The organism is Arthrobacter sp. Leaf234, from assembly GCF_001422665.1.
GTDB lineage: Bacteria > Actinomycetota > Actinomycetes > Actinomycetales > Micrococcaceae > Arthrobacter_D.
Genome location: NZ_LMLU01000009.1, coordinates 43662 through 65466 on the forward strand (window position 1 = coordinate 43662; position 21805 = coordinate 65466).

The window sequence follows — 21805 nt, forward strand, 5'->3', positions numbered from 1 at the left end:
TCAGCGGATCGGGGCCTCGCAGCCGATCCCGATGGGGTTCTCGATGCAGTTCTCGCTCACACTGTTGCCCTGTGTGCGCCAGATGCTCATCAGGTGCGGCTCCGAGACCACGGCGGCTTCGCCCGCCACGGGCTGGAAAGGACCGCCGTCCACCGAGTAGTCCCCCGCGAACAATGTGGTCAGCGTGAGTTGGAAGTCGCCGGTCTCCGCATACTGGTGACTCGTCGGGGTCTGGGTATCGAAAGCATCGCCTTCAACCGGCCCACCGGGGACCGAGGTCGTCAGGCTTGTTCCGTCGCCGTAGGACCATTCGTACGAGACGGGCCGGGCTTTGAGCACGATGGTCGCCTCCTGGAAGTCGAAGATGAACTCCTGCTCGGTAGCCTCGGCATAGATGTTGGAATGGGCGTTCTTCAGTCCGAAGTTCAGGGGCTGCGAGATGATCGTCGCAGCGACGACAGGCTGCTTCTGGAACTCCTCGAGCGTGATGACGATCGGTGCCTCCTCGGCCGCGGGAGCCGCCGTTCCTTCGACCGGAGGCTCAGGAGGCGCGCCGGGATACATGCACGACGAGCGTCCGGTCGGCGTCTGCGATGCAGGCTGCACGTTGCTGTTGACCTCGATCCAGTTCACGAGCACGCCGCCCTCTTGAGCGTCGCACTGAGCATTCATCGTGGGGCAGGTAGCAGGATTCAAGGCGTCGCCGGTCGCGGCGGTACAAGCACGCTCGTATATGTACTCGATTCCGGTGCTTTGGGGCAAAGCAACAAGTTTCGGCTCGCCTACGTCGGCCGGCAGACTCGCCACCTTCGGCGCACCGGGCTTGACAGTCTTCGAATGGTTGGTTCCCGTAAAATTGTTACCTGAAGTCTCTACAATCGGGAAAGGCTCTGCGTCAGACGCTACCGCTGGCGCCAGAGCGAGAAAGACGGATATGAAAGCAAATGAAAGTATCGCTGTCTCTGCTGAGATTCTCTTCACTACTCCGTACCCTCCGGAGCGCCGTAGTCGAGCATCAACCAGCTGCCCTGATCGAATACAGCATTAACCACGTCGAAGGCTGGCGGGTTCTGAGCGGGAACAGAACGAGCAACCGTCCCATCCTTGTCGAAGTAGGTGATCTCTGATTGTTGATTCTCGACGTACGCAGTAATCGATCCGCTGGTCGTCAACTCGAAAGTCGTATTAAAAGACGACACGGTAACTTCCGCTCCGCTTAACCATCGTCCTTGATCGTAAAGCTCGTTTACCGCTGACCTTATGCTCGTGCAAGTTCGACATGCGGGGTCAGTCTCGCGATCGAAATGACTCCACTCGTTCGTTAAGTAGGAGTAGCTCAACAGCTCGAACCAGTACTTGGTGAAGGCCTCGAGGCCCGCTGCCGTGTTCTCATCGGCAAGTGCCGGTTTGACTGGAACCGGCAGATTGGTCGCGGGGCCGGCGGACGAGGCAGGAGAAGGCCGAGGCGTCGCCACGGCGGTCGGTGAAGCGGTGGGTACGTCACCCGTCGTGGTTGCCGAGGCTGAGGCCTGCGGCGCGGAAGGAGCCGCCGTGGGAGTCGGCTCGGTGTCGCCCTGACAACCGGACAGCAGCATGACCGCCACAGCACCGCCGGCCAGCGCCGCAGCTACACGCCCGAGTCTCTGGCCGTCCGTACGAACAAAGACCACGGGACTCCTCCATCGCACTCGCCCGGCACTCGAATGCCCAACAGCATAGCGTGGCGCTTTTCCACCCCTCCGTTATGCACAACCGGCGCCAGCCGGAGACCGGGGAGCCTCTGGAGCCGCGTGCCAACAGCAACGTCAGCAACGTCAGCAACAGCAACAGCAACGTCAGCAACGTCAGCAACGTCAGCAACAGCAACAGCAACGTCACCAACATCGGCGACGAGCACTCAACGGTTCGCCGACACCGCCAGCAGCAGCTCAGGAGCACGCCGGTCGTACCAGCGGCCGCCGACCCGTAGACCGACCACGAGCAGCACACCGCCCAGCACCACCCCTACCGCCAGCGCGAGCCACCCGAACAGGGCATCGCCGCTGACGAGGTACACGATCGCGAGGACGATCTCCGGCAGCGCCAGCACGAGCATCACGAACCAGCCGATGAACTGCACCGCGACCATCATGAAGTTGGTCCCGGGCGGCGTCTTGAAGGCGCTCTCCCCCGGCAACGGCACGTTGTAGGTGTACCTTGCGGAGACGATGCTGGACAGTCCCGCCCCCGTGAGGAGCAGTCCCAGCGAGAGTCCGAGCATCGCCGGCAGATCGCCGATCCGTCCCGCGATCACGAGCGGGACGACCGTGAAGACCAGCGTGATCGGCACCGCGAACACCAGCAGCGCCACTGCCCTGCCCAGGCGGTCGTCCCGCCCGCGGATACCGGTGGAGAGATGCAGGCTGAACGCCGTGTTGTCGTAGGAGATGTCGGCGGAGATGGACCAGGCCATCAGGAACGCCGTGATGGGCCCGAGGAAGGCGAACGCGCCTCCGGTCGTCCCGCCGGAGAAGAAGAGCAGAACGGCGATGAACGGGATCACCACCAGGGACGCGAAGTACCGGGGGTCCCTGAACCAGTACGTCAGCGCCCGCGCTGCCACGGCGCCCGCCGGCGTCGCCGGGAATCGCCCGAGGAACCCGAGGTTGCCGCCGGCCCGTTTGGCGACCGCGTTGTACGGCGGCGTCACCAGGGCGTGGCTGAGGCTGCGGCTCCACAGGAGGACGAACAACGCCAGCGTGCCGGCTCCGATGAGGAGCCGGACGACGCCGAGTCCCGGAGCGCCGGCGGCGACGTCCGCCGGCGCTGCCCACAGGGCGCCGAGCGGGGTCCAGGCCAGCACATCGGCGAGCTTCGCGGCGAAGCCGGGCGAGTTCTGGAACCCTGCGGTCACGCCACCGATGATGGGCCCGAGGAAGAGCAGCGGGATGAAGGCGACGATCCCGTTGACGTCCTTGAAACGCCGGGACCCGGTCATCGAGGACACCGCCGTCGTCACGAGTCGGGACGCCACCACGCAGAGCAGGACGGCGATCAGCGCACAGACCAGCGCCATGGCCGCCGCTGCGGGGTAGCGGATCCAGGTCAGCACCTGCGCGAGGCTCGCGATGAGCGTGATGATGCCGGGGATCCCGGCCACGCCACCGAGCACCAGCCCGGCGAGGAGTTGGCGCATCGGGATGGCGAACGTGACGAATCGCGCGGGGTCCAGCGTCATGTCGATGCCGGTCGCGGCGATCGGGATGATGATCCAGCCGAGAACTGTCGCCGAACCGCCGATCACCAGGATGGTGCGGATGAGCTCGAGGTCGGCCGAGCCGAGGAGCACCAGGCCGACGACGATGAAGCCGAGGATACCGAGGCCGTACAGTCCGCCGAGGATCACCCCGACGAGCTGAGCGGTGCTGCGTCGGAAGGAGTTGCGCAGCAGGAGGAGCTTCAGTCTCAGGAGGTCCGCAACCATGACAGGCCTTCCGACGTCGTACGCCCGCCGACGAGTTCCACGAAACGGTCCTCGAGGGAGCCGTCTCCCCGGACCTCGTCGATCGTCCCGGCCGCGAGCACGGTCCCGGCGGCGATAACCGCGACGTGATCACACATGCGCTGCACCAGGTCCATCACGTGGCTCGAGACGATCACGGACCCGCCGGACCGCACGTACCCGCTGAGTATGTCGCGGATGTTCGCCGCCGACACCGGATCGACGGATTCGAACGGCTCGTCGAGGACGAGGAGCTTCGGTGCATGGATGAGCGCGGAGGCGAGGGCGATCTTCTTCGTCATGCCGGCGGAGTAGTCGACCACCAGCGTCCCGGCATCCTGCGTGAGGTCGAGCGCCCGCAGGAGGTCCCCCGTCCGCTCGACCACGGTGTCCCGGTCCATCCCCCGCAGGAGGCCGGCGTAGGTCACGAGCTGTTCTCCCGTGAGTCGGTCGAACAGGCGGACGCCGTCGGGCAGGATGCCCATCAGCTTCTTCGCCTCGAGCGGCTGGCCCCAGACGTCCACGCCGTGGACGAGCGCCTGCCCGTAGTCCGGACGGAGGAGGCCGGTCGCCATCGAGAGCGTCGTGGTCTTGCCGGCGCCGTTGGGGCCCACCAGCCCGTAGAAGGAACCGGACGGGACCTCGAGGTCGACACCGTTGACGGCGATCTTCTCGCCGAACCGCTTGGCGAGACCGCGGATGCTCAGCGCCGCTGTGCCGGCCTTCGCCTCGGGATTGTTCTCATCGGACGGAGGAGGCACGAGGGAGCTCATGGATCCACGCTAGCAACGCGTGCGCGGCCCACTCGTCATCCCAAAGGAGGAGAAGCGGACCCGGTTCCGCTGCCGGGGCGCCGGGTCAGAACGCTCCGGCCCGCTCGTACTGCGGCGCGGGCACGAGCTCGTGGCCCAGCTCGTGGGCCGCACGCATCCACCAGTGCGGATCACGCAATGCCGCCCGCGCGATCAGCACGACGTCGGCACGGTCCTCGCGGACGACGGCGTCCGCCTGGCGCGCGTCGCTGATCAGTCCGACGGCACCGGTGGGGACACCGGAGCCGCGTACCTCTTCGGCCAGCGCCACCTGGTAGCCCGGCCCGACGGGGATCGTGGCTGCCGGGACCGCGCCGCCCGAGGAGACGTCGACGAAGTCCACGCCCTCCTCCGCCGCACGCGTCGCGAGCCTCGCCGAGACCGCACCGTCGATCCCGCCGTCGCTCCAGTCGGAGGCCGAGATGCGCAGCAGCAGCGGCATGGTCTCCGGGATGACCCGCCGCACCTCGCGGACCACCTCGAGCGTCAGACGGAAGCGGGCCTCTTCCGATCCACCCCACCCGTCCGTCCGGGTGTTGACCAGGGGCGAGAGGAACTGGTGCAGTAGGTAGCCGTGGGCCGCGTGGATCTCCATGGTGTCGAAGCCTGCATCGACGGCCCGCACCGCCGCGGCGCCGAAGTCGGCGATGACCTTCGCGATGTCCTCCTCGGTCATCGCCCGGGGCGCGGCGTACGACCCGAACGCCTCGTCGGTCGGGCCGACGGTCTCCCAGCCGCCCTCGGCCGCGGGAACCGAGTTGCGCCTGCCGCTGAAGGGCCAGTAGGTGGACGCCTTGCGCCCCGCGTGGGCCAGCTGGATGGCCGTCTTCGTCCCCACGGCGCTGTGCTCGTGGACGAAGTCGTTGATCCTGCGCCACGCATCGGCCTGCTCCTGCGTCCAGATCCCGGCGTCGCGCGGGCTGATCATGCCCTCGTGGCTGACGGCGGCCGCCTCCGTGATGATCAGGGCGGCGCCGCCGGTGGCGAACTGGCCGAGGTGGACGAGGTGCCAGTCGGTGGGGACACCGGGAGCGACCGCGGGGTCGCACGAGTACTGGCACATGGCCGCGACCCAGCCCCGATGCGGAAGCTCGAGCGATCGGAGGGTGATGGGATCGAAGAGGCCGGCGGTGCCGGTCGGCGTGGCGGCGTGGGTCATGGCGTCCTTCGCGGGAGGTCTCGGTAAATGTGATCGGGTGCTAGAAGAGGGCGCGCGCGAGGGCACCCCGAGCCTTGACGACGCGCGGGTCCGTCACGCCCACGACGTCGAACAGGTCGAGAAGCCGTTTGCGTGCCGTCTCCCTGTCCTCTCCGGCGGTCCGGCCGATGAAGGTGATCACGCGCTGCAATGCGTCCTCGACGTGCCCGCCCGTCAGGTCCAGGTCGGCGACCGCGAGCTGGGCCTGCACGTCGTCGGGACTGTCCGCCCCGCGCCGGCGCACGTCCGCGGCGTCGAGATGCTGCACGCGCTGCATCAGCTCGACCTGCGCGAGCCCGGCCTTGGCATCGGCGTCCGCGGGCTGCTCCGCGAGCGCGCGGCGGTAGGCCGCTGCCGCCGTCGGGTAGTCGCCCTCCTCGATCGCGTCGAAGGCCGCCTGGTGCAGTGGTGGCAGCGGCGGCTCCTCGGCCTCGGCCGGTGCAGGCTGTGAACCGTCGTTGAGGCTCCCGGTCACCCCGTTCGCTTCGGCGACCTTCATCAGCTCGTCGAGGTAGGCGAGGATCTGCTGTTCGGGCAGTGCGCCCTCGAACAGCGGGACCGGCTGGCCCTTGACCACGGCGACGACGGTCGGTGCGCCCTGCGCCTGGAAGGCCTGGGCGATCTGCGGCTGCGCCTGCAGATCGACGTTCGCGAGCAGCATGGTGCCGTCGGCCGCCACGGTTGCCGCCTCGAGCACCGCGGTGACCTGGTTGGACTGGTCGCTCCAGGTGGCGCGGAGGTTCACGACGACGGGCACCTGGGACGAGAGCTGCACGAGCTGCGGGAAGGTCTGCTCCGTCACCTCGACCACATAGGGACTCGGGGCGTCGGACGCAGGACGTGCCGGGGCGGGTCGTGCCGCCGCATCCGCGCGCGCCTTCAGGGCGGACAGGTCCACCGCTCCCCGCAGGTTCATGCTCGACGGCGGCATTCCGCCCCGCTGTGCTGGTGTGGACAATGCTCTGCCTCTCTCTGGCGGACTGCTGGTGGTGGATGGTTCTACGGGCTCGGGGTGCGTCAGCGCAGGGTGGCGGATACCAGCTGCTGCGCGGCACCGATGACACGGATCTTGTCATCGCTGCCGGCCGGGGGTACGTACATCATGACCGCCTCGCCGTAGTTGACGTCGATCCCCTTGGTGCTGACGGCCTTCCCGGTGAGGGCCTGGTACACGGTCCCCTTGAGGTCGATCGTGTCACCCTCGCCCTTCGGAAGGCTGGTGTAGGTGTGGGTGAGATATCCGAAGACCATCGCACCGCCGTCTCCGGTCAGGAGGGCATGGGTCCCGTCCTCCTCCGCGGCGTGCGTGAAGGTGATCTTGGCGGCCTTGTTGCCCGGGTCCGCGACGACGCCGGACTGGAACTCCGTAATGGCCTCGGCGAAGGAATTCTCCTCGAATGTCTCGGCGTTGGCTCCCGAGGGCTTCGTGAGGAAATCGGCGATGGAGTCGACGGCGGCCTGCGGAGCCGTGGCGAGCGCCCCTGCAGTGTCCAGGGGCACGGACCCGGTGGCTCCGGGCGCAGGTGCCGAGGGGAAGGTGCTGCCCGGGAGCATCTGCACCGCGGACATCAGCCGGTAGTTGTCCCGGGGTGTCTCCTGCACCAGCAGGAGCGCCTGCGGCACCGGGTTGTCGTCACCCTGCGTCAGCGCCACGACGGTCCGCGGCCATTCCGTACCGGTCGGGATCATCTGGAGCAGCAGCGGTGCATCGGCGACCGGGACGGGCGCCGTCGCCTTGGCGTCCTTCGCTGCCACTGCGTAGGAGGCGGTGCGGAGCTCCAGCGCGGCTCCTGCGACACGGGGCTCCAGGCGGTCGGCATCGGATGCGGCGTCGGCGTCCGCGACGGTCGAGGCGACCGAGCCGAGGATGCGCTCCAGCTGGCTCTCGAGCACGACCGGGGGTCCACTCGCGTCACTTCCGGCCGAGGGTGCGCCGCCCTGGACGGACGTCGGCTCGGCCGAGGCCGAGGGAGAGGCGGAGGCCGAGGCGGAGGGAGCGGCAGAAGCTGAGGGACTGCTCGACGCGCCGGACGGGGCCGACGGCGACGGCGACGTCGTCGCCACGCCAGGGGCGATCCCCAGGAACGATCCGGCGCCGACAAGGCCCGCGACGACGACGGCTGTGGGTGCGGCGGCGAACGGGGCGGCGCCCGTCACCCCGGCCAGTCCGTGGCGTCGCGCGTAGGCCCTCGTCCCCTCGACGGGCTCGCGGCCGTTGCCTCGCGAACCTCCGCTCCGGTCGGAACGCGGCGCGATGAAGAGCAGGGCGATCCCGAGCACGACGACGAGCGCACCGCCGATGATCAGGGGCAGGGCGAAGGGCGTGGATCGGTCATTGGGGCGCGTGACGGACACCTCGGTGGGTGCAGGTGCCTCACCGTCCGCCGCGAGGAGGATCGACCAGTCACCCTCGAGGGGCTCGCTCCAGCGGTAGGTCAGAGTCCCGTCCCCGGGCTCCTCGCTGATCCACAGGTCGCTCCCGCTCGGATCGGGCACCGTCTCCTCGCCGTCGATCCGCTCGCTGGACAGGGTGTCCTCACTGACGCCGGTGACCTCCAGGTGGGCCGCCTCGCCCACCCACGCCTCGACGTCGGACGTCCTGCCGACCGCGAGCGTGAACGGACCGTCCGCGGTCACCGTCACCTCGACGGCTCCGTCGGCACTTCCGCGTGCACCCGGCTCGATCACGGTGACCGGGGCGGCCTGCGCATCCTGCGCGACGCTCGCCGTCACGGTCTCCGCGGGTGCCCACACCGTCCGCTGCCCGATGCCCAGGAGCATCAGCAGGAGCCCTGCCACGATGATCGGAACTGCTGTCTTCACGCGCACTGATTGCCTATCGTCGTCCGTTACGGCGGACCACGTGGCCCCCTCCGCTCTGGCGGTCCGGCATGCAGCCCGTGACCTGCTCAGGAATGATCACCCAATGGTAACGAAGTTCTGTCCGGGTCCGCCGGGCATGTGCGGTGCCTCACCCCGGGAGATGCTCGCTCGGCCCGGCTGCGGTGCCCGCGTCAAGCACCTCCGCGGCGATGCCCGACTGTTAGGGTTTCGCTAGACCGCGGTGGAGGCACCGCTCACGTGAAAGCAGAGCTCTTCGTTGACAGACCACCAGGACGTCCCACTCGATCAGCCGCTTCCCCGGCCCGAGTCCGTCGCCACCGGCGTGGAGGCATCGCCCACCGCGGAGCGGCCCGCGACCCCGACCGCCCCGCCGTCCACCCTGCGATCGCTGTTCTCCCTCGCCCGCCGGTCACTGCCTTCGGCGCAACCCCGTCCGCGCTTCGAGTTCCCGCCGGAGGTCGACCGCGGTCCCGTCGCCGTCGACCCCGACGTGGCCCTGAGCGATGAGCGGCTCAAGTTCGGCGGTGCGTATCCCCGCAGCATGCGCTCCCACCCCATCCACTTCGGCTTCATGATGAGCGTCGGCGTCGGTCTCGCCCTGCTGGCCTTCTTCATCATCACCAACGTGGGCGAGCTGCTCGTCTGGATCGGCGCCGCGCTGTTCATCGCCCTGGGGCTGGACCCGATCGTCCGCTGGCTCGAGACGAAGCACGTCCCGCGTCCCGCAGGAATCGCGGTGGCCCTCTCGATCCTCGTGGGGATCGTCGCCGGCTTCTTCGCGCTCCTGATCCCGACGATCGTCAGCCAGACCTCACAGATCGTGGACCGCGCGCCGGGCTACGCCGACGACTTCCTCAGCTCGGAGTTCTTCACCACCCTCGACGCCCAGTTCCAGCTGCGCGACCGCGTCAGCTCCGAGATCGACCGGTTCTTCGCGAACAGCGAAGCCGTCGGCGGGATCTTCGGTGGGGTACTGGGCGTCGGGTCGGTCATCCTCAACGGACTCTTCGGCACCCTCGTGGTCCTCGTCCTCGCGCTCTACTTCCTCGCCTCGCTGCCGGGGATGAAGAAATGGGCGTACCGCCTGGCTCCGAGGTCGCGCAGGCCGCGGGTCGAGGTGCTGTCCGAGGAGATCACGCGCAGCGTCGGCATGTACGTGATCGGACAGGCCTGCGTCGCCCTCCTCAACGGGACCTTCGCCTTCATCGTGATGTCCATCGCGGACGTCCCCTTCTCGGTCCTCCTCGCCTTCGTCGTCGCGCTCCTGGCCTTCATCCCGCTGGTCGGCGGGACCATCGCCGCGGTCCTCGTGAGCCTGATCGCCCTGACCGTCGGCTGGCACACGGCCCTGCTGTTCGCCATCCCCTACGTCGCCTACCTCCAGTTCGAGGCCTACTTCATCTCGCCCCGCATCATGCAGCGCGCCGTCGCGGTCCCGGGTGCCGTCGCGGTCATCGCGGTCATCGCCGGCGGAAGCCTCCTGGGCGTGCTCGGCGCCCTGATCGCCATCCCCACCGCCGCGGCCGTCATGCTGCTCCTCAAGGAGGTCTTCATCGCGCGGCAGGACAGCCAGTAGCAGCGACCGATCCGCCGGCGGGCCGGTCGGGCTCTGGTCAGCGGGAGGTGACGGGCGAGGGCGCGACGGCGGCCGGCCCCGTCCACCGGGCCGGCAGCGGAACGGCTACGTCCGGACGCACGACGGCGACGATCTCGTCGAGCGCGCGGGCCGCGTACTTCTCCCCCACCCACAGGTGCTTGGCGCCGTCGATACCCGTGACGTCCGCCTGCGGTACCCGGGCGAACCGTACCGCGGCGTCCTCGGGCACGAGGTAGTCGTCGAACTCGGGGACGAGGACCTTCAGCGGCAGCCCGCTCGCGGCCCAGGTGTCGAGATCGGCGTCGCCGGCGCGGTGCAGCGGAGGGGAGAGCAGGATGGCGCCCTCGATGAGCTCGGCCACCGGATCCTGCGCCCCGTACTTGAGGCACAGCTCGGTGCCGAAGGACCAGCCGACGAGCCAGATATGGTGCAGGCCCTCGGCGACGGCCCAGTCGACGGCGGCCTGGAGGTCGAGCCGCTCGCCGTCCCCGCCGTCGAACGCTCCGTCGCTGCAGCCCCTCGGCGAGCAGGTACCGCGGGTGTTGAACCGCAGGACGGCGATGTCCGCGAGGGCCGGGAGGCGGAAGGACGCCTTCCTGTAGACGTGCGAGTCCATGAAGCCGCCGTGCGTCGGCAGGGGGTGCAGGGTGACGAGCGTGGCCTTCGGTGCCCGGCCCCCGGCAGGAGCGGCGTACTCCCCCACCAGCGTGAGCCCGTCGGCCGTCCGCAGCTCGATGTTCCGGCGATCGGCGGGCAGGACCGTCGAGGCCCGGATCTCGATCTCCGCACCGCTCGTCGTGAAGGTGTACTCGGGAGTGTCGCTGCTGGCCATCCGTCCAGTCTAGGCGGGCGCGGACCGTCGCCGCCCGTCACGGATCCGGGGCCGGGGCGGGCGCCTCAGTACCGGAAGCTGCGCGTCTGCCAGCACCGGACGTGCCAGTGGCGGCGGTCGGCCAGGGCTGCCTCGGTCCCGAAGAACGAGTCCTCCCGCCAGACCACGAGGTGGGCGATCCCGGGCAGGATGAACGAGTTGCAGCCCGGGCACGTGTAGGTCTTCGCGGCGTTCCGCTCCGTGATCCGCCGGATGGACCAGTCGCCGTCGGGCGCCGACTCGCGCTGGGGCAGGCCCGCCCGGGCACGTTCGAGGTCCAGCTCCGGCGGGGCGGCCCACTTGGGCCGGGAGGACCCGCGCGGGCGGTTCGGTCGGTTGGAACGGGGCACCCTCCCAGTCTGCCATCCGGACCGTACCCGCCCGCTCCGGCCCTGCGGGGGCCACGGCGCTCCGGACGGTAGAGTCTTCGTCGTGCGTCTTGTCATAGCCCGCTGCTCCGTCGACTACGTCGGCCGCCTCCGCGCCCACCTCCCCCTGGCCACGCGACTCCTCGTGGTGAAGTCCGACGGCTCCGTCCTGGTGCACTCGGACGGCGGCTCCTACAAGCCGTTGAACTGGATGAGCCCGCCCGCGACGCTGCGCGTGACGGCTCCGGACGACGCCGACCGCGCCGAGGGCATCACCGAGGTCTGGACCGTCCAGCACGGCAAGAGCGACGACAGGCTCGTCATCAGCATCCGTGAGCAGCTCCACGACTCCTCCCACGACCTCGGCGTCGATCCCGGCCTCGTCAAGGACGGCGTCGAGGCCGACCTCCAGCGCCTCCTCGCCGAGCAGATCGAACTCCTCGGTGCCGGGTTCACGCTGATCCGCCGCGAGTACATGACGGCCATCGGCCCGGTCGACATCCTCGCGCGGGATTCCGCCGGGCGGACCGTCGCCATCGAGCTCAAGCGGCGCGGCGACATCGACGGCGTCGAGCAGCTCACGCGGTACCTCGAACTGCTGAACCGGGATCCCATCATGGCGCCGGTCCGCGGCGTCTTCGCGGCCCAGCAGATCAAGCCGCAGGCCCGCGTCCTCGCCACCGACCGCGGGATCGACTGCCTCACTCTGGACTACGACGCCATGCGCGGCGTGGACGACAGCGCCTCACGCCTCTTCTAGCCACCCGGCGGTACCCGCGCGGCTTCGCACCCGACGGAGCCTTTCCTGCCCCCGGTGCCGGGAAGGGCGACCGCCTAGAATCGGACCATGGCCCTTCCCCACGGAACCTCCGATGCCCTGTCCGGACGACTCGTGACCGACGCGGGGATCATCGACGACGGCGTGCTGCGCTGGGACGGCTCGCGCATCACTCGGGTGGGCCCGGCGGACGGGCATCCTGCAGGATCGCGCCTCCCGGAGGACCACCTGATCCTCCCGGGACTCGTCGACCTGCACTGCCACGGCGCGGGCGGCGGGGACTTCACGTCGGGGTCGGCGGCGGACATCGAGGCCGCGGCCGCCCACCTGCACCGCAGTGGCTCGACGACGGTCCTGGCCAGCACGTGCGCCGCACCGCTCGACGAGCTCGAGGCCGCCTTCGCCCGCCTCGCGGATGCGGCCGAGGCCGGCCTCGTCGCCGGTATCCACGCCGAGGGCCCGTTCCTCTCGAAGGAGCGCCACGGAGCGCACGATCCGGCCTTCCTCCTCCTGCCCACCCAGGAGGATGTCGCCCGGCTCGTCACCGCGGGGCGGGGCCGGCTGGCCTCCATGACGTACGCCCCGGAGCTGCCGGGCAGCGACGTGCTCGTCTACGAGCTGGTGATGCACGGCGTGATCCCGTCGATCGGGCACACCGACAGCTCGACCGAGGAGACCGCGGCCGCGCTGGACCTCATCAACGAGGAGCTCGCCTCGACGGGTTTCGCCGGCTTCAGCGGGAGGCCGACGGCAACCCACCTGTTCAACGCGATGCCGGGCATCCACCACCGGTCGCCCGGTCCTGTCCCGCTCCTCCTGCAGCGCGCCCGTGCAGGGGAGATCGCCGTCGAACTGATCGCGGACAACGTGCACCTGCACGCCGAGACCGTGCGGATGGCCTTCACCATCGCGGGCTGCGAGAACATCTGTCTCGTCAGCGACTCGACGTCGGCCGCCGGCCGCACCTCGGGCGCCTACCGTCTGGGTCGCAGCGAGGTGAGCGTGATCGGCGGATCAGCGGTGCTGACGGCGACGGGGGCGCTGGCCGGGGGTGCGGGCAGCCTCCTCGACGTCCTGCGCTGCACGGTGCAGGCCGGCGTGGGGCTCGTGGACGCGGTCCGCTCGGCGACGGCGGTTCCGGCGGGGGTCCTGGGTCTCGCCGACGAGGTCGGGAGCCTCCGGAGTGGCCTGCGTGCCGACGCGCTGGTGGTCACCGAGGACCTGGAACTGAAGGGCGTCCTGCGCAACGGAGCGTGGATCAGGCCGCTCGAGGTCTGACGGTCGGGCCCTCCGCACCGCCATCGACGACGCCGGTGAGCCGCGCGGTCAGCGCCAGGTGCCGATACCGATGACCGGGCCGGCCTCGATCCAGGAGGAGAGGCCTGCGTACACGTCGTACTTCATCGCCAGATCGAAGGACTCGCCCTCGTAGGCGAGGTGCACGATGATCGCTCCGGGCTGCACGCGCACGCGCTCGGCCTCGGTGGGCGGGCGCCATCCCTCGACCTCGAGGGAGCTGCGCAGGAAGCGGAAGCGTGCCAAGGGGCTCAGCGACAGGAGGCTGAGCCACTCCAGGTGCTTGTCCGTATAACGACAAACCCCCACCCGCCAGCCCTGGGGAGGGAGGCGGATGGAGGCGTCGAAGGTGCCGAGGGCACGGTTGAGCTGATAGCGGCGGAGGAGGAACGCGCCGATCACAAGCACGAGAAGTCCGAACAGGACCGCAAGGCAGATGAACGTCACACCCAGAGCCTCCACGCTCGGGATCCTAGGCGGATTCCGGAGTCACCGAACCGCCGACCCTGGCGTTGTCCGCCACGATCACGACCCGGTTGGAGTCGACCGAGAAGAAGCCGCCGTCGACCCCGACCACGAGGCGCTCACCGTTGACAGGCTCCACGGACAGTTCGCCTGCCTCGAGGATCGCCAGGATGGGTGCGTGGCCCGGCAGGATGCCGATCTGGCCGTTCGCGGTGCGGGCGTTGACCGTGCGCGCCGCGCCCGACCACACGAAGTGGTCGGCCGCGACGATTTCGACCTCGAGTTCGCCGTGTGTCGCCATCGGCGCTACTTACCGGTCTGCTCTTGGATCTTGGCCCACTGGCGCTCGACGTCGTCGAGGCCGCCGACGTTGAAGAACGCCTGCTCCGCGATGTGGTCGAGGTCGCCGTTGCAGATGGCCGAGAAGCCTTCGATGGTGTCCTTGATGGAGACGGTCGAACCCTCGACACCGGTGAACTGCTTGGCGGTGTAGGTGTTCTGCGAGAGGAACTGCTGGATGCGGCGTGCACGCGCGACGATCACCTTGTCCTCCTCGCTGAGCTCGTCGATACCGAGGATCGCGATGATGTCCTGCAGTTCCTTGTTCTTCTGGAGGATCTGCTTGACGCGGACGGCCGTGTTGTAGTGGTCGTGGCCGATGTACTGCGGGTCCAGGATGCGTGAGGTCGACGCGAGCGGGTCCACGGCCGGGTAGAGGCCACGGGACGCGATCTCGCGGGAGAGCTCGGTGGTCGCATCGAGGTGCGCGAAGGTGGTCGCCGGCGCCGGGTCGGTGTAGTCGTCCGCAGGCACGTAGATGGCCTGCATGGACGTGATCGAGTGACCCTTCGTCGAGGTGATGCGCTCCTGCAGGAGACCCATCTCGTCGGCGAGGTTCGGCTGGTACCCCACGGCCGACGGCATGCGACCCAGCAGGGTCGAGACCTCGGAGCCCGCCTGGGTGAAGCGGAAGATGTTGTCGATGAAGAGCAGCACGTCCTGGTTCTGCACATCGCGGAAGTACTCCGCCATGGTCAGTGCGGACAGTGCCACGCGGAGGCGCGTTCCGGGCGGCTCGTCCATCTGGCCGAACACGAGGGCGGTGTCCTTGAGGACGCCCGCCTCCTCCATCTCGACCCAGAGGTCGTTGCCCTCACGGGTGCGCTCGCCGACACCGGCGAAGACCGAGGTGCCACCGAAGTTCCGGGCGACACGCGTGATCATCTCCTGGATGAGGACGGTCTTGCCGACGCCGGCACCGCCGAAGAGACCGATCTTGCCACCCTTGATGTACGGGGTGAGCAGGTCGATGACCTTGATACCGGTCTCGAGCATCTCCGTGGAGCCCTCGAGAGACGCGAAGCTCGGCGCCTTGCGGTGGATGGGCCAGCGCTCGGTGATCTCGAGCGCCGATTCCTCGACGTCGAGCGGCTTGCCCAGGACGTTGAAGATGTGGCCCTTGACGCCGTCGCCCACCGGCACGGAGATCGCCGCGCCGGTGTCCTGCACCACGGTGCCGCGGACGAGTCCGTCGGTCGCCTGCAGCGAGATGGCACGCACGAGGTTGTCGCCGAGGTGCTGCGACGTCTCGAAGGTGATCAGGCGGGTCTCACCGTTGAGCGTGATCTCGGTGGTGAGGGCGTTGTACATTGCGGGGATTGCGTCGGCCGGGAACTCGACGTCGACAACCGGGCCGATGACACGTGCAATACGGCCGGTGGCGCCGGGGGCAACTGAGTCCGTACCGTGTTCAACAGTCTGGGCAGTCATCTCTCTCACTTCATTTACGTAGATGGCGTGGAACTAAGTCTAGCTGTGCCACCCGGCGCCCCTGCGGGGCCCGGGCGGGGAGGATGTCAGGAGGCGTTCAGCGCGTCCGCGCCGGCCACGATCTCGGAGAGCTCCTGGGTGATCTCGGCCTGGCGTGCGGTGTTCCGCAACCGGGTGTACTTCTTGATCAGCTCGGTGGCGTTGTCACCCGCGGACTTCATCGCCCGCTGGCGGGCGGCGAGCTCGCTGGCTGCTGCCTGCAGCATCGCCGCGAAGATCCGCGATTCGATGTAGCGCGGCAGCAGTGCGTCGAGCACCTGCTCGGGCTCGGGCTCGTACTCGTAGAGGGGCAGGAGGTCGCCCTCCTGCGTGACCTGCTCGTCGACCACTTCGAGCGGGAGCAGGCGCATGACCGACGGCTCCTGCACCACCATCGAGCGGAACTTCGTGTAGACCACGTGGATCTCCTCCACGCCGCCGTCCTCGTAGTCCTCCAGGAAGGAGGACAGCAGAGCCGCTCCGACCTCCCGGGCGGTCTCGAACTCGGGAGCATCGGTGTTCCCCGTCCAGACCTTCTCGTAGCCGCGGCCGCGGAAGTCGAAGTAGGACTGCGCCTTGCGTCCGATCAGATAGGCCTTGACGTCCTTGCCTTCGCTCCGCAGTGTCTCGAACAGGCCTTCGGCCTGCTTGAGCGCACTCGCGGAGTACGAACCCGCCAGGCCGCGATCGGACGTGAGGACCAGGACTGCTGCACGCCTGACCTCGCCGCGCTCGGTCGTGAGGGGGTGGTCGATTTCCGACTGCGACGAAACGGCCGACACGGCGCGGGTGATCGCATTGGCGTACGGCAGAGCCGCGGCGACACGCGTGCGTGCCTTGCCGATGCGAGAAGTCGCGATCAGCTCCATCGCCTTGAAGATCTTCCGCGTGGACGTCGTCGACGCGATCTTCTGGCGGTAGACCCGGATCTGGGCTCCCATTCTTGTCCTTTCCTCCGCTCCCCCCGAGGGAAGCGTTCAGGCCAGGGTCCTGCAGGCCGGGAGGGGCGGTGCCCCTCCCGGCAGCAGATCCTCTAGCGCTTCTGCCTGACGATCTTTTCCTGCTCGACCGAATCGGCGTCGATCGCCTCGTGCTGCTCGCTGCCGACCCCGAAGCCGTTGGCCCCGGCACCGAAGAAGCCCTGCTTGAAGTCGGTGATCTGCGTCTTCAGCTCCTCCGCCGTCGAATCCTCGAGCTTGCCCGTCTGGGCCAGCGTCGTGAGGATCTGCGACTTGTGGCCGAGGTGCTCCAGGAACTCCGTCTCGAAGCGGTTGATGTCCTCGACGGGGACGTCATCCAGGTAACCGTTGGTGCCGGCCCAGATGGACACGACCTGCTGCTCGACCGGCATCGGCGAGTACTGGCCCTGCTTGAGCAGTTCCATCAGGCGTGCACCACGCGTCAGCTGCTGGCGCGACGCGGCATCGAGGTCCGACGCGAACATCGCGAAGGCCTGCATGTCGCGGTACTGGGCGAGGTCCAGCTTCAAGGTGCCCGAGACCTTCTTCATCGACTTCACCTGCGCGGCGCCACCCACGCGGGACACCGACACGCCGACGTCCACGGCGGGACGCTGGTTGGCGTTGAAGAGGTCCGACTGCAGGAAGATCTGGCCGTCGGTGATCGAGATGACGTTGGTCGGGATGTACGCCGAGACGTCGTTCGCCTTCGTCTCGATGAGCGGGAGACCCGTCATCGAACCGGCACCGAGCTCGTCGGAGAGCTTGGCACAGCGCTCGAGCAGACGGGAGTGCAGGTAGAACACGTCGCCCGGGTAGGCTTCGCGTCCCGGCGGACGGCGCAGCAGCAGCGACACGGCGCGGTAGGCCTCGGCCTGCTTGGACAGGTCGTCGAACACGATGAGGACGTGCTTGCCGCCGTACATCCAGTGCTGTCCGATGGCGGACCCGGCATAGGGCGCCAGGTACTTGAAGCCTGCGGGGTCGGACGCAGGAGACGCGACGATGGTCGTGTACTCCAGGGCGCCCTTGTCCTCGAGGGTCTGGCGGACGGCGGCGATGGTGGACGCCTTCTGGCCGATCGCGACATAGATGCAGCGGACCTGCTTGTTCACGTCACCGGAGGCCCAGTTGGCCTTCTGGTTGATGATGGTGTCCACCGCGATCGCGGTCTTGCCGGTCTGGCGGTCACCGATGATCAGCTGGCGCTGCCCGCGACCGATGGGGATCATGGCGTCGATGGCCTTGAGCCCGGTCTGCATGGGCTCGTGCACCGACTTGCGCTGCGTGACACCGGGAGCCTGGGTCTCCAGGGCACGGCGCCCCTCGGAGACGATCTCGCCGAGGTCGTCGATGGGCTGACCCAGCGGGTCGACGACGCGACCGAGGAAGGCATCGCCCACGGGAACCGAGAGGATCTCGCCCGTGCGGTGCACTTCCTGGCCTTCTTCGATGCCGTTGTAGTCACCGAGGACGACGACACCGATCTCGCGGGTGTCGAGGTTCTGGGCGAGTCCGAGCGTGCCGTCCTCGAACCGCAGCAGCTCATTGGCCATGACCGAGGGAAGCCCCTCGACACGGGCAATGCCGTCGCTGGCGGTGGTCACGCGGCCGACTTCGACGCGCTCCGCGTTCCCGGGCTCGTAGGACGCCGCAAAGTCGTTCAACGCACTACGGACGTCTTCGGCGTTGATGGTCAATTCGGCCATCTCAGTCCCTGCTCTCCTGTGTTGTGGTCACCGCAGGATGCGTGGCGACCGATGGGTGATTCAGTGTGTGTGGCACGGAACGGGGCGCGAACGCCTATCCCGCCAGCTTCCGGCGAAGCTCCGACAGGCGTGTGACGACGGTCGAATCGACCATCTCGTCACCGACGCTGACGCGGACGCCACCGATGAGGGCCGGATCGACCTTCACGTTGACCTTCAACTGGCGGCCGTACATGGCATTGAGCCCTGCCTCGAGGCGCTCGAACTGGCTCGCCGACAGCGGACGGGTGACGCTGACATCGGCGATCCAGCGCTGCTGGCGCGCCGCGACCAGTTCCAGGAACCGCTCGACCAGCGCAGCGGGCTTGAGTCCGCGCGGCGACCGGACGGCCTGCGTGATGAGCAGGCGGCTCGCAGGCCCTGCCGACGGCACGAGCTTCAGGCCGAGGGTGACCTTCGACTCCGACGACGCCTGCGCCTCGGAGAGAGCCCTCTGCAGGGCGTGGTCCGAAGCGACGACCTGGATGAAGGAGTACAGCTCGTTCTCGAGTTGCTCCAGACCCTCGACGCCGCTTCCCTGCTCGGCGACCGAGATCACCACGGTGGCCGCCAGGGTCTCCAGCGCATCACCGATGTCACGGGCATTGGCCCAGCGCTCACCGACGAGGTCGCGCACGACACCGGCCGCCTCCGAGGACACGCGTCCGGCGATCAGCTGATCGACGAGCACGGCCTTGTCCTTCCCGGTGCGGGACGGATCCGTCAGCGCCCGGCGGAGGCCTGCGTTGCTGTCAAGGATCGCCAGGACGCCGAACAGGTCCTCGGCCAGCGCGAGGTTCGCGCCCGCCAGGCGGGACTCGAGTCCTTCACGGACCGTTGCCAGGGAGACGCTCGATACTCCGGCCATTACTGCGATGCACCTGCGCTCGACGAGGTCTCGAGATCGGCGAGGAAGCGATCGACGACGCGCCCGGAGCGGGCGTCGTCGGCGAGGGATTCACCGACGATACGGCTCGCCAGATCGGTCGCCAGCGTGCCGACCTCGGCGCGGAGCGAGACCACGGCGGCCTGACGCTCGGCCTCGATCTGGACGTGGGCCTGCTCGGTGATACGAGCCGACTCCGCAGCCGCCTTCTCCTTCAGGTCCGCGAGGATCTGCGCACCTTCGGCACGTGCTTCCTCACGGATGCGGTTGGCCTCGGTGCGTGCGTCGACAAGCTGCTGCTTGTACTCGTCGAGGGCCGCGTTGGCTTCGGCCTGTGCGGCCTCCGCCTTGGCGATACCGCCTTCGATCGCCTCGGTGCGCTCTGCGAACGTCTTCTCGAACGCCGGCATGACGTACTTGAAGACGATGAACAGCAGGACGGCGAAGCCGACAACGGTCACCAGCAGTTCCCATAGGTTCGGGATCAGAGGATTGGAGCCCTCTTCCGCCGCCATAATCGCTGCGTTAAGCATTTTTCACCCGTCTTTCTTCAACTGGTCTTCGGTCGGTCAGGACGGCTGTGTCAGGCGCCGATGACGAAGGCGAAGACGAGGCCCAGGATCGCGAGGGCTTCGGTCAGTGCCAGGCCGAGGAAGGCGATGGGCTGGAGGACACGCTGTGCCTCAGGCTGGCGAGCCACGCCATTGATGTAGGCCGCGAAGACGAGACCCACACCGATACCACCGCCGATTGCGGAGAGACCGTATCCAACGAGGTTGAGGCTACCCTGTACTTCCATTGTGTTCCTTTCAAGATGCCGCCTTGATGCGACAGGTTGTTTGGGATCATCCCCGACGGGGAAGACATGTGTGAATCAGTGGGCGTCGGCGTGCAGTGCGCCTTCGATGTAGATCGCGGCCAGCAGCGTGAAGACGTAGGCCTGCAGGATCATGATCAGTGCTTCGAGCATGTACATCGCGACGGATCCGACGAGGACCAGGACGCTGGTTCCCTGCAGCAGGATGTTGCCCGTCATGACCATGTACTCGATGGCCGAACCCGCGAGGGTCACGATCAGGTGGCCCGCGAGCATGGTGGCGAAGAGTCGGAGCGAGTGCGTGACCGGCCGGACGATGAAGTTCGAGATGATCTCGATCGGCACCACGATCAGCAGGATGTACCAGGGGACACCCGAGGGGACCACGGCCAGCTTGAAGTAGCGGATACCGTGCCTCTTCAGGCCGATGCCGACCCAGAGGAAGAAGAAGATGGCGGCGATGCCGTAGGCGCTGCCGGGGTGGGAGAACGTCGGCAGCTGCAGGAAGGGAACCGCGCCGAAGATGTTGTTCACCAGCACGAAGAAGAACGCGGTGAAAAGCCACGGCACGTACTTCAGGAATTCCTTGCCGCCGATGATGTCCTTGCCGATGGAGTTCCGGACGAATCCGTAGGCGGACTCCCCCAGGAACTGCAGCTTGCCGGGCACCAGCTGGTTCCGCCTCGAGGCGACGAGGAAGAAGGCGGCGATGAGGACCACCGAGAGGATGGTCAGCAGCATCTGCTTCCCGAAGCCGCCCTCGAGGAGGACGCCGTATTCCCCACCCCAGGGCAGGATGTCCCGGTAGTGGGTGTCATCGATAGTCGGGGCTACGAATCCCTCTTCGGTAGTTGCGGCCGGGAGCGCAAGCGCGATCAACGCGTTTCCTCTCTGCAGTGTCCATCGTTGGGCAAGATCTGTTCGGCCGCGTGACTGGTCCGACTCGTTGAGTTATGGGGAGTCACTCGGGTCCTGTACCGGCATCGGGCGTCGGCCGGGATCCGCTCTGCGGATTCGGCGTATGGTCCCGGGTGAGGTTGTGCATGTGGGAGAGGTAGAAACCGCCCGCTGCACCTAAGAACGCTCCCGCCAGCACCAACCAGCGCGTGTCGAGGAGATTATCCAGCCACCAGCCTATCAAACTCCACACCAGGATCCCGCCAATGATGTAGCTGAAGACGGCCATCCCGGCGTTGTAGCCGCCGTTGGAATAGCGGGCGTCGCCGCTTCCGCGCGGCGTGCCGGGGCCACCGCCAGCTTCCGGTCCTGTCATCGGCATGTCAGTGTCCTTCCGGTCCGTGCGGGGTGGGCCGGGCGTCGGCCGGCCCCTCTACAGGCGGCTGCGCGGGGACGTGCCCGGGCTGGGTCCGGGGCTCCTCGCCGTCGCCGTACAGGGGGGTACGGAGGCGCGAGAAGGCGATGACCTCGGCGACCTGCCAGGCGATGACGGTGGCGAGTGCCCCGCTGAAGAACCAGGTGCGGTCCAGCCATCCCGGCGTTCCCAGGAAGAACAGCACGGCGGCGAACCCCACGACCTTGATGGCGTAGGTGACGGCGAAGAGGCCGAGTGCCCCGGACGGATTGGTGCGGCCCGCATAGTGGCCGATCAGGAGGCTGATACCGAAGAAGGCGACGACGAGCGCCGCTCCGGAGAGGACGCTGAGACCGGCTGCGGGCGACGTCGCCACGGTCGCGACGACGGCCAGGCCCACGGCGATCGCTCCCCCGGCCCCGGCGCTCCGTGCCAGGATCCCGAGCCAGGGTGACGCCGTCGCTCCCGATGCCGGCACGATGTGGGCCTGGTCGGGTCCTGTGGCCGGCTCATCCGGTCGTGGCACGTCATGTCCGCTCTGTCGGCTGCGCCGTCCGGCGCCCT

The 21805-nt window shown here is 68.2% G+C and carries 23 protein-coding genes; 3 read left to right on the forward strand and 20 right to left on the reverse strand.

From position 1 onward, the window contains the following. The 7 genes from ASF21_RS14680 to ASF21_RS14715 all read right to left on the reverse strand — a co-directional run bounded on the left by ASF21_RS14680 (nt 1) and on the right by ASF21_RS14715 (nt 8314). Nucleotides 1-981 (reverse strand): hypothetical protein, encoded by a 981-nt coding sequence (locus ASF21_RS14680; RefSeq protein WP_162237555.1) that lies wholly within the window; start codon nt 979-981, stop codon nt 1-3. Continuing rightward, nucleotides 981-1670: a DUF6318 family protein gene (locus tag ASF21_RS16995; RefSeq protein WP_157365932.1), complete on the reverse strand. Its 690-nt coding sequence runs from the start codon at nt 1668-1670 to the stop codon at nt 981-983. Before ASF21_RS16995 ends, ASF21_RS14680 begins: the two co-directional genes overlap by 1 nt. 227 nt (nt 1671-1897) lie before the next feature. Then, nucleotides 1898-3463, reverse strand: coding sequence for a hypothetical protein (locus ASF21_RS14695; RefSeq protein WP_055772956.1), 1566 nt, complete (start codon nt 3461-3463; stop codon nt 1898-1900). Continuing rightward, nucleotides 3445-4254, reverse strand: coding sequence for an ABC transporter ATP-binding protein (locus tag ASF21_RS14700; RefSeq protein WP_082471616.1), 810 nt, complete (start codon nt 4252-4254; stop codon nt 3445-3447). Before ASF21_RS14700 ends, ASF21_RS14695 begins: the two co-directional genes overlap by 19 nt. 85 nt (nt 4255-4339) lie before the next feature. Further along, entirely contained in the window at nt 4340-5452 is a 1113-nt protein-coding gene (locus ASF21_RS14705; RefSeq protein WP_055772960.1) for an NADH:flavin oxidoreductase/NADH oxidase, read from the reverse strand. A gap of 40 nt (nt 5453-5492) precedes the next feature. Further along, nucleotides 5493-6449: a tetratricopeptide repeat protein gene (locus ASF21_RS14710; RefSeq protein WP_055772963.1), complete on the reverse strand. Its 957-nt coding sequence runs from the start codon at nt 6447-6449 to the stop codon at nt 5493-5495. Between the two features lie 59 nt (nt 6450-6508). Continuing rightward, nucleotides 6509-8314 (reverse strand): hypothetical protein, encoded by a 1806-nt coding sequence (locus ASF21_RS14715; RefSeq protein WP_157365933.1) that lies wholly within the window; start codon nt 8312-8314, stop codon nt 6509-6511. 277 nt (nt 8315-8591) lie between these two features. Between ASF21_RS14715 and ASF21_RS14720 the strand changes: the two genes are divergently transcribed. Beyond that, nucleotides 8592-9911: an AI-2E family transporter gene (locus tag ASF21_RS14720; protein WP_082471617.1), complete on the forward strand. Its 1320-nt coding sequence runs from the start codon at nt 8592-8594 to the stop codon at nt 9909-9911. Between the two features lie 37 nt (nt 9912-9948). Here the strand turns inward: ASF21_RS14720 and ASF21_RS14725 are convergent, their stop codons facing one another. Next, a complete protein-coding gene (locus tag ASF21_RS14725) occupies nt 9949-10764 on the reverse strand; it encodes an alpha/beta hydrolase (protein ID WP_055772968.1) in 816 nt (271 codons plus the stop codon). Between the two features lie 65 nt (nt 10765-10829). Further along, nucleotides 10830-11153, reverse strand: coding sequence for a hypothetical protein (locus tag ASF21_RS14730; RefSeq protein WP_055772972.1), 324 nt, complete (start codon nt 11151-11153; stop codon nt 10830-10832). An 82-nt stretch (nt 11154-11235) separates the two neighbouring features. Here ASF21_RS14730 and nucS point away from each other — a divergent pair, with 82 nt between their 5' ends. Then, complete coding sequence (gene nucS / locus ASF21_RS14735) at nt 11236-11931, forward strand: endonuclease NucS (protein WP_055772975.1); 696 nt, start codon at nt 11236-11238, stop codon at nt 11929-11931. Nucleotides 11932-12018: 87 nt separating this feature from the next. Continuing rightward, on the forward strand, nt 12019-13227 hold the full coding sequence (locus tag ASF21_RS14740; RefSeq protein WP_055772978.1) for an N-acetylglucosamine-6-phosphate deacetylase: 1209 nt from the start codon (nt 12019-12021) through the stop codon (nt 13225-13227). 48 nt (nt 13228-13275) lie between these two features. Here ASF21_RS14740 and ASF21_RS14745 read toward each other — a convergent pair whose 3' ends face one another. From ASF21_RS14745 to ASF21_RS14795, 11 genes are all read right to left on the reverse strand, one after another. Continuing rightward, a complete protein-coding gene (locus ASF21_RS14745) occupies nt 13276-13707 on the reverse strand; it encodes a DUF2550 domain-containing protein (RefSeq protein WP_055772981.1) in 432 nt (143 codons plus the stop codon). A 10-nt stretch (nt 13708-13717) separates the two neighbouring features. Beyond that, entirely contained in the window at nt 13718-14011 is a 294-nt protein-coding gene (locus ASF21_RS14750) for a F0F1 ATP synthase subunit epsilon (RefSeq protein WP_055772985.1), read from the reverse strand. A 5-nt stretch (nt 14012-14016) separates the two neighbouring features. Then, on the reverse strand, nt 14017-15480 hold the full coding sequence (gene atpD, locus ASF21_RS14755; RefSeq protein ID WP_055772988.1) for a F0F1 ATP synthase subunit beta: 1464 nt from the start codon (nt 15478-15480) through the stop codon (nt 14017-14019). An 86-nt stretch (nt 15481-15566) separates the two neighbouring features. Next, a complete protein-coding gene (locus ASF21_RS14760) occupies nt 15567-16460 on the reverse strand; it encodes a F0F1 ATP synthase subunit gamma (protein ID WP_055772991.1) in 894 nt (297 codons plus the stop codon). Between the two features lie 92 nt (nt 16461-16552). Further along, nucleotides 16553-18187: a F0F1 ATP synthase subunit alpha gene (gene atpA, locus ASF21_RS14765; RefSeq protein ID WP_055772994.1), complete on the reverse strand. Its 1635-nt coding sequence runs from the start codon at nt 18185-18187 to the stop codon at nt 16553-16555. A 94-nt stretch (nt 18188-18281) separates the two neighbouring features. Next, nucleotides 18282-19094, reverse strand: coding sequence for a F0F1 ATP synthase subunit delta (locus tag ASF21_RS14770; RefSeq protein WP_055772997.1), 813 nt, complete (start codon nt 19092-19094; stop codon nt 18282-18284). Then, a complete protein-coding gene (locus tag ASF21_RS14775) occupies nt 19094-19645 on the reverse strand; it encodes a F0F1 ATP synthase subunit B (RefSeq protein ID WP_055772999.1) in 552 nt (183 codons plus the stop codon). The genes ASF21_RS14770 and ASF21_RS14775 overlap by 1 nt, the downstream gene beginning before the upstream one ends. 50 nt (nt 19646-19695) lie before the next feature. Beyond that, nucleotides 19696-19911 (reverse strand): ATP synthase F0 subunit C, encoded by a 216-nt coding sequence (locus tag ASF21_RS14780; protein WP_019481292.1) that lies wholly within the window; start codon nt 19909-19911, stop codon nt 19696-19698. A 75-nt stretch (nt 19912-19986) separates the two neighbouring features. Then, entirely contained in the window at nt 19987-20808 is an 822-nt protein-coding gene (gene atpB, locus ASF21_RS14785) for a F0F1 ATP synthase subunit A (RefSeq protein WP_055773003.1), read from the reverse strand. 82 nt (nt 20809-20890) lie between these two features. Beyond that, nucleotides 20891-21208: an AtpZ/AtpI family protein gene (locus tag ASF21_RS14790; RefSeq protein WP_235499024.1), complete on the reverse strand. Its 318-nt coding sequence runs from the start codon at nt 21206-21208 to the stop codon at nt 20891-20893. A 1-nt stretch (nt 21209) separates the two neighbouring features. After that, entirely contained in the window at nt 21210-21767 is a 558-nt protein-coding gene (locus ASF21_RS14795; protein WP_200914848.1) for a hypothetical protein, read from the reverse strand. Nucleotides 21768-21805: the final 38 nt, after the last annotated feature.

Bases quoted from the DNA above. Each gene is read 5' to 3' on its own strand.
- ASF21_RS14695 (WP_055772956.1), bottom strand. From the start codon at position 3,463: ATGGTTGCGGACCTCCTGAGACTGAAGCTCCTCCTGCTGCGCAACTCC.
- ASF21_RS14700 (WP_082471616.1), bottom strand. From the start codon at position 4,254: ATGAGCTCCCTCGTGCCTCCTCCGTCCGATGAGAACAATCCCGAGGCG.
- ASF21_RS14705 (WP_055772960.1), bottom strand. From the start codon at position 5,452: ATGACCCACGCCGCCACGCCGACCGGCACCGCCGGCCTCTTCGATCCC.
- ASF21_RS14725 (WP_055772968.1), bottom strand. From the start codon at position 10,764: ATGGCCAGCAGCGACACTCCCGAGTACACCTTCACGACGAGCGGTGCG.
- ASF21_RS14740 (WP_055772978.1), top strand. From the start codon at position 12,019: ATGGCCCTTCCCCACGGAACCTCCGATGCCCTGTCCGGACGACTCGTG.
- ASF21_RS14750 (WP_055772985.1), bottom strand. From the start codon at position 14,011: ATGGCGACACACGGCGAACTCGAGGTCGAAATCGTCGCGGCCGACCAC.
- atpD (WP_055772988.1), bottom strand. From the start codon at position 15,480: ATGACTGCCCAGACTGTTGAACACGGTACGGACTCAGTTGCCCCCGGC.
- ASF21_RS14760 (WP_055772991.1), bottom strand. From the start codon at position 16,460: ATGGGAGCCCAGATCCGGGTCTACCGCCAGAAGATCGCGTCGACGACG.
- atpA (WP_055772994.1), bottom strand. From the start codon at position 18,187: ATGGCCGAATTGACCATCAACGCCGAAGACGTCCGTAGTGCGTTGAAC.
- ASF21_RS14770 (WP_055772997.1), bottom strand. From the start codon at position 19,094: ATGGCCGGAGTATCGAGCGTCTCCCTGGCAACGGTCCGTGAAGGACTC.
- ASF21_RS14775 (WP_055772999.1), bottom strand. From the start codon at position 19,645: ATGCTTAACGCAGCGATTATGGCGGCGGAAGAGGGCTCCAATCCTCTG.
- ASF21_RS14780 (WP_019481292.1), bottom strand. From the start codon at position 19,911: ATGGAAGTACAGGGTAGCCTCAACCTCGTTGGATACGGTCTCTCCGCA.
- ASF21_RS14790 (WP_235499024.1), bottom strand. From the start codon at position 21,208: ATGCCGATGACAGGACCGGAAGCTGGCGGTGGCCCCGGCACGCCGCGC.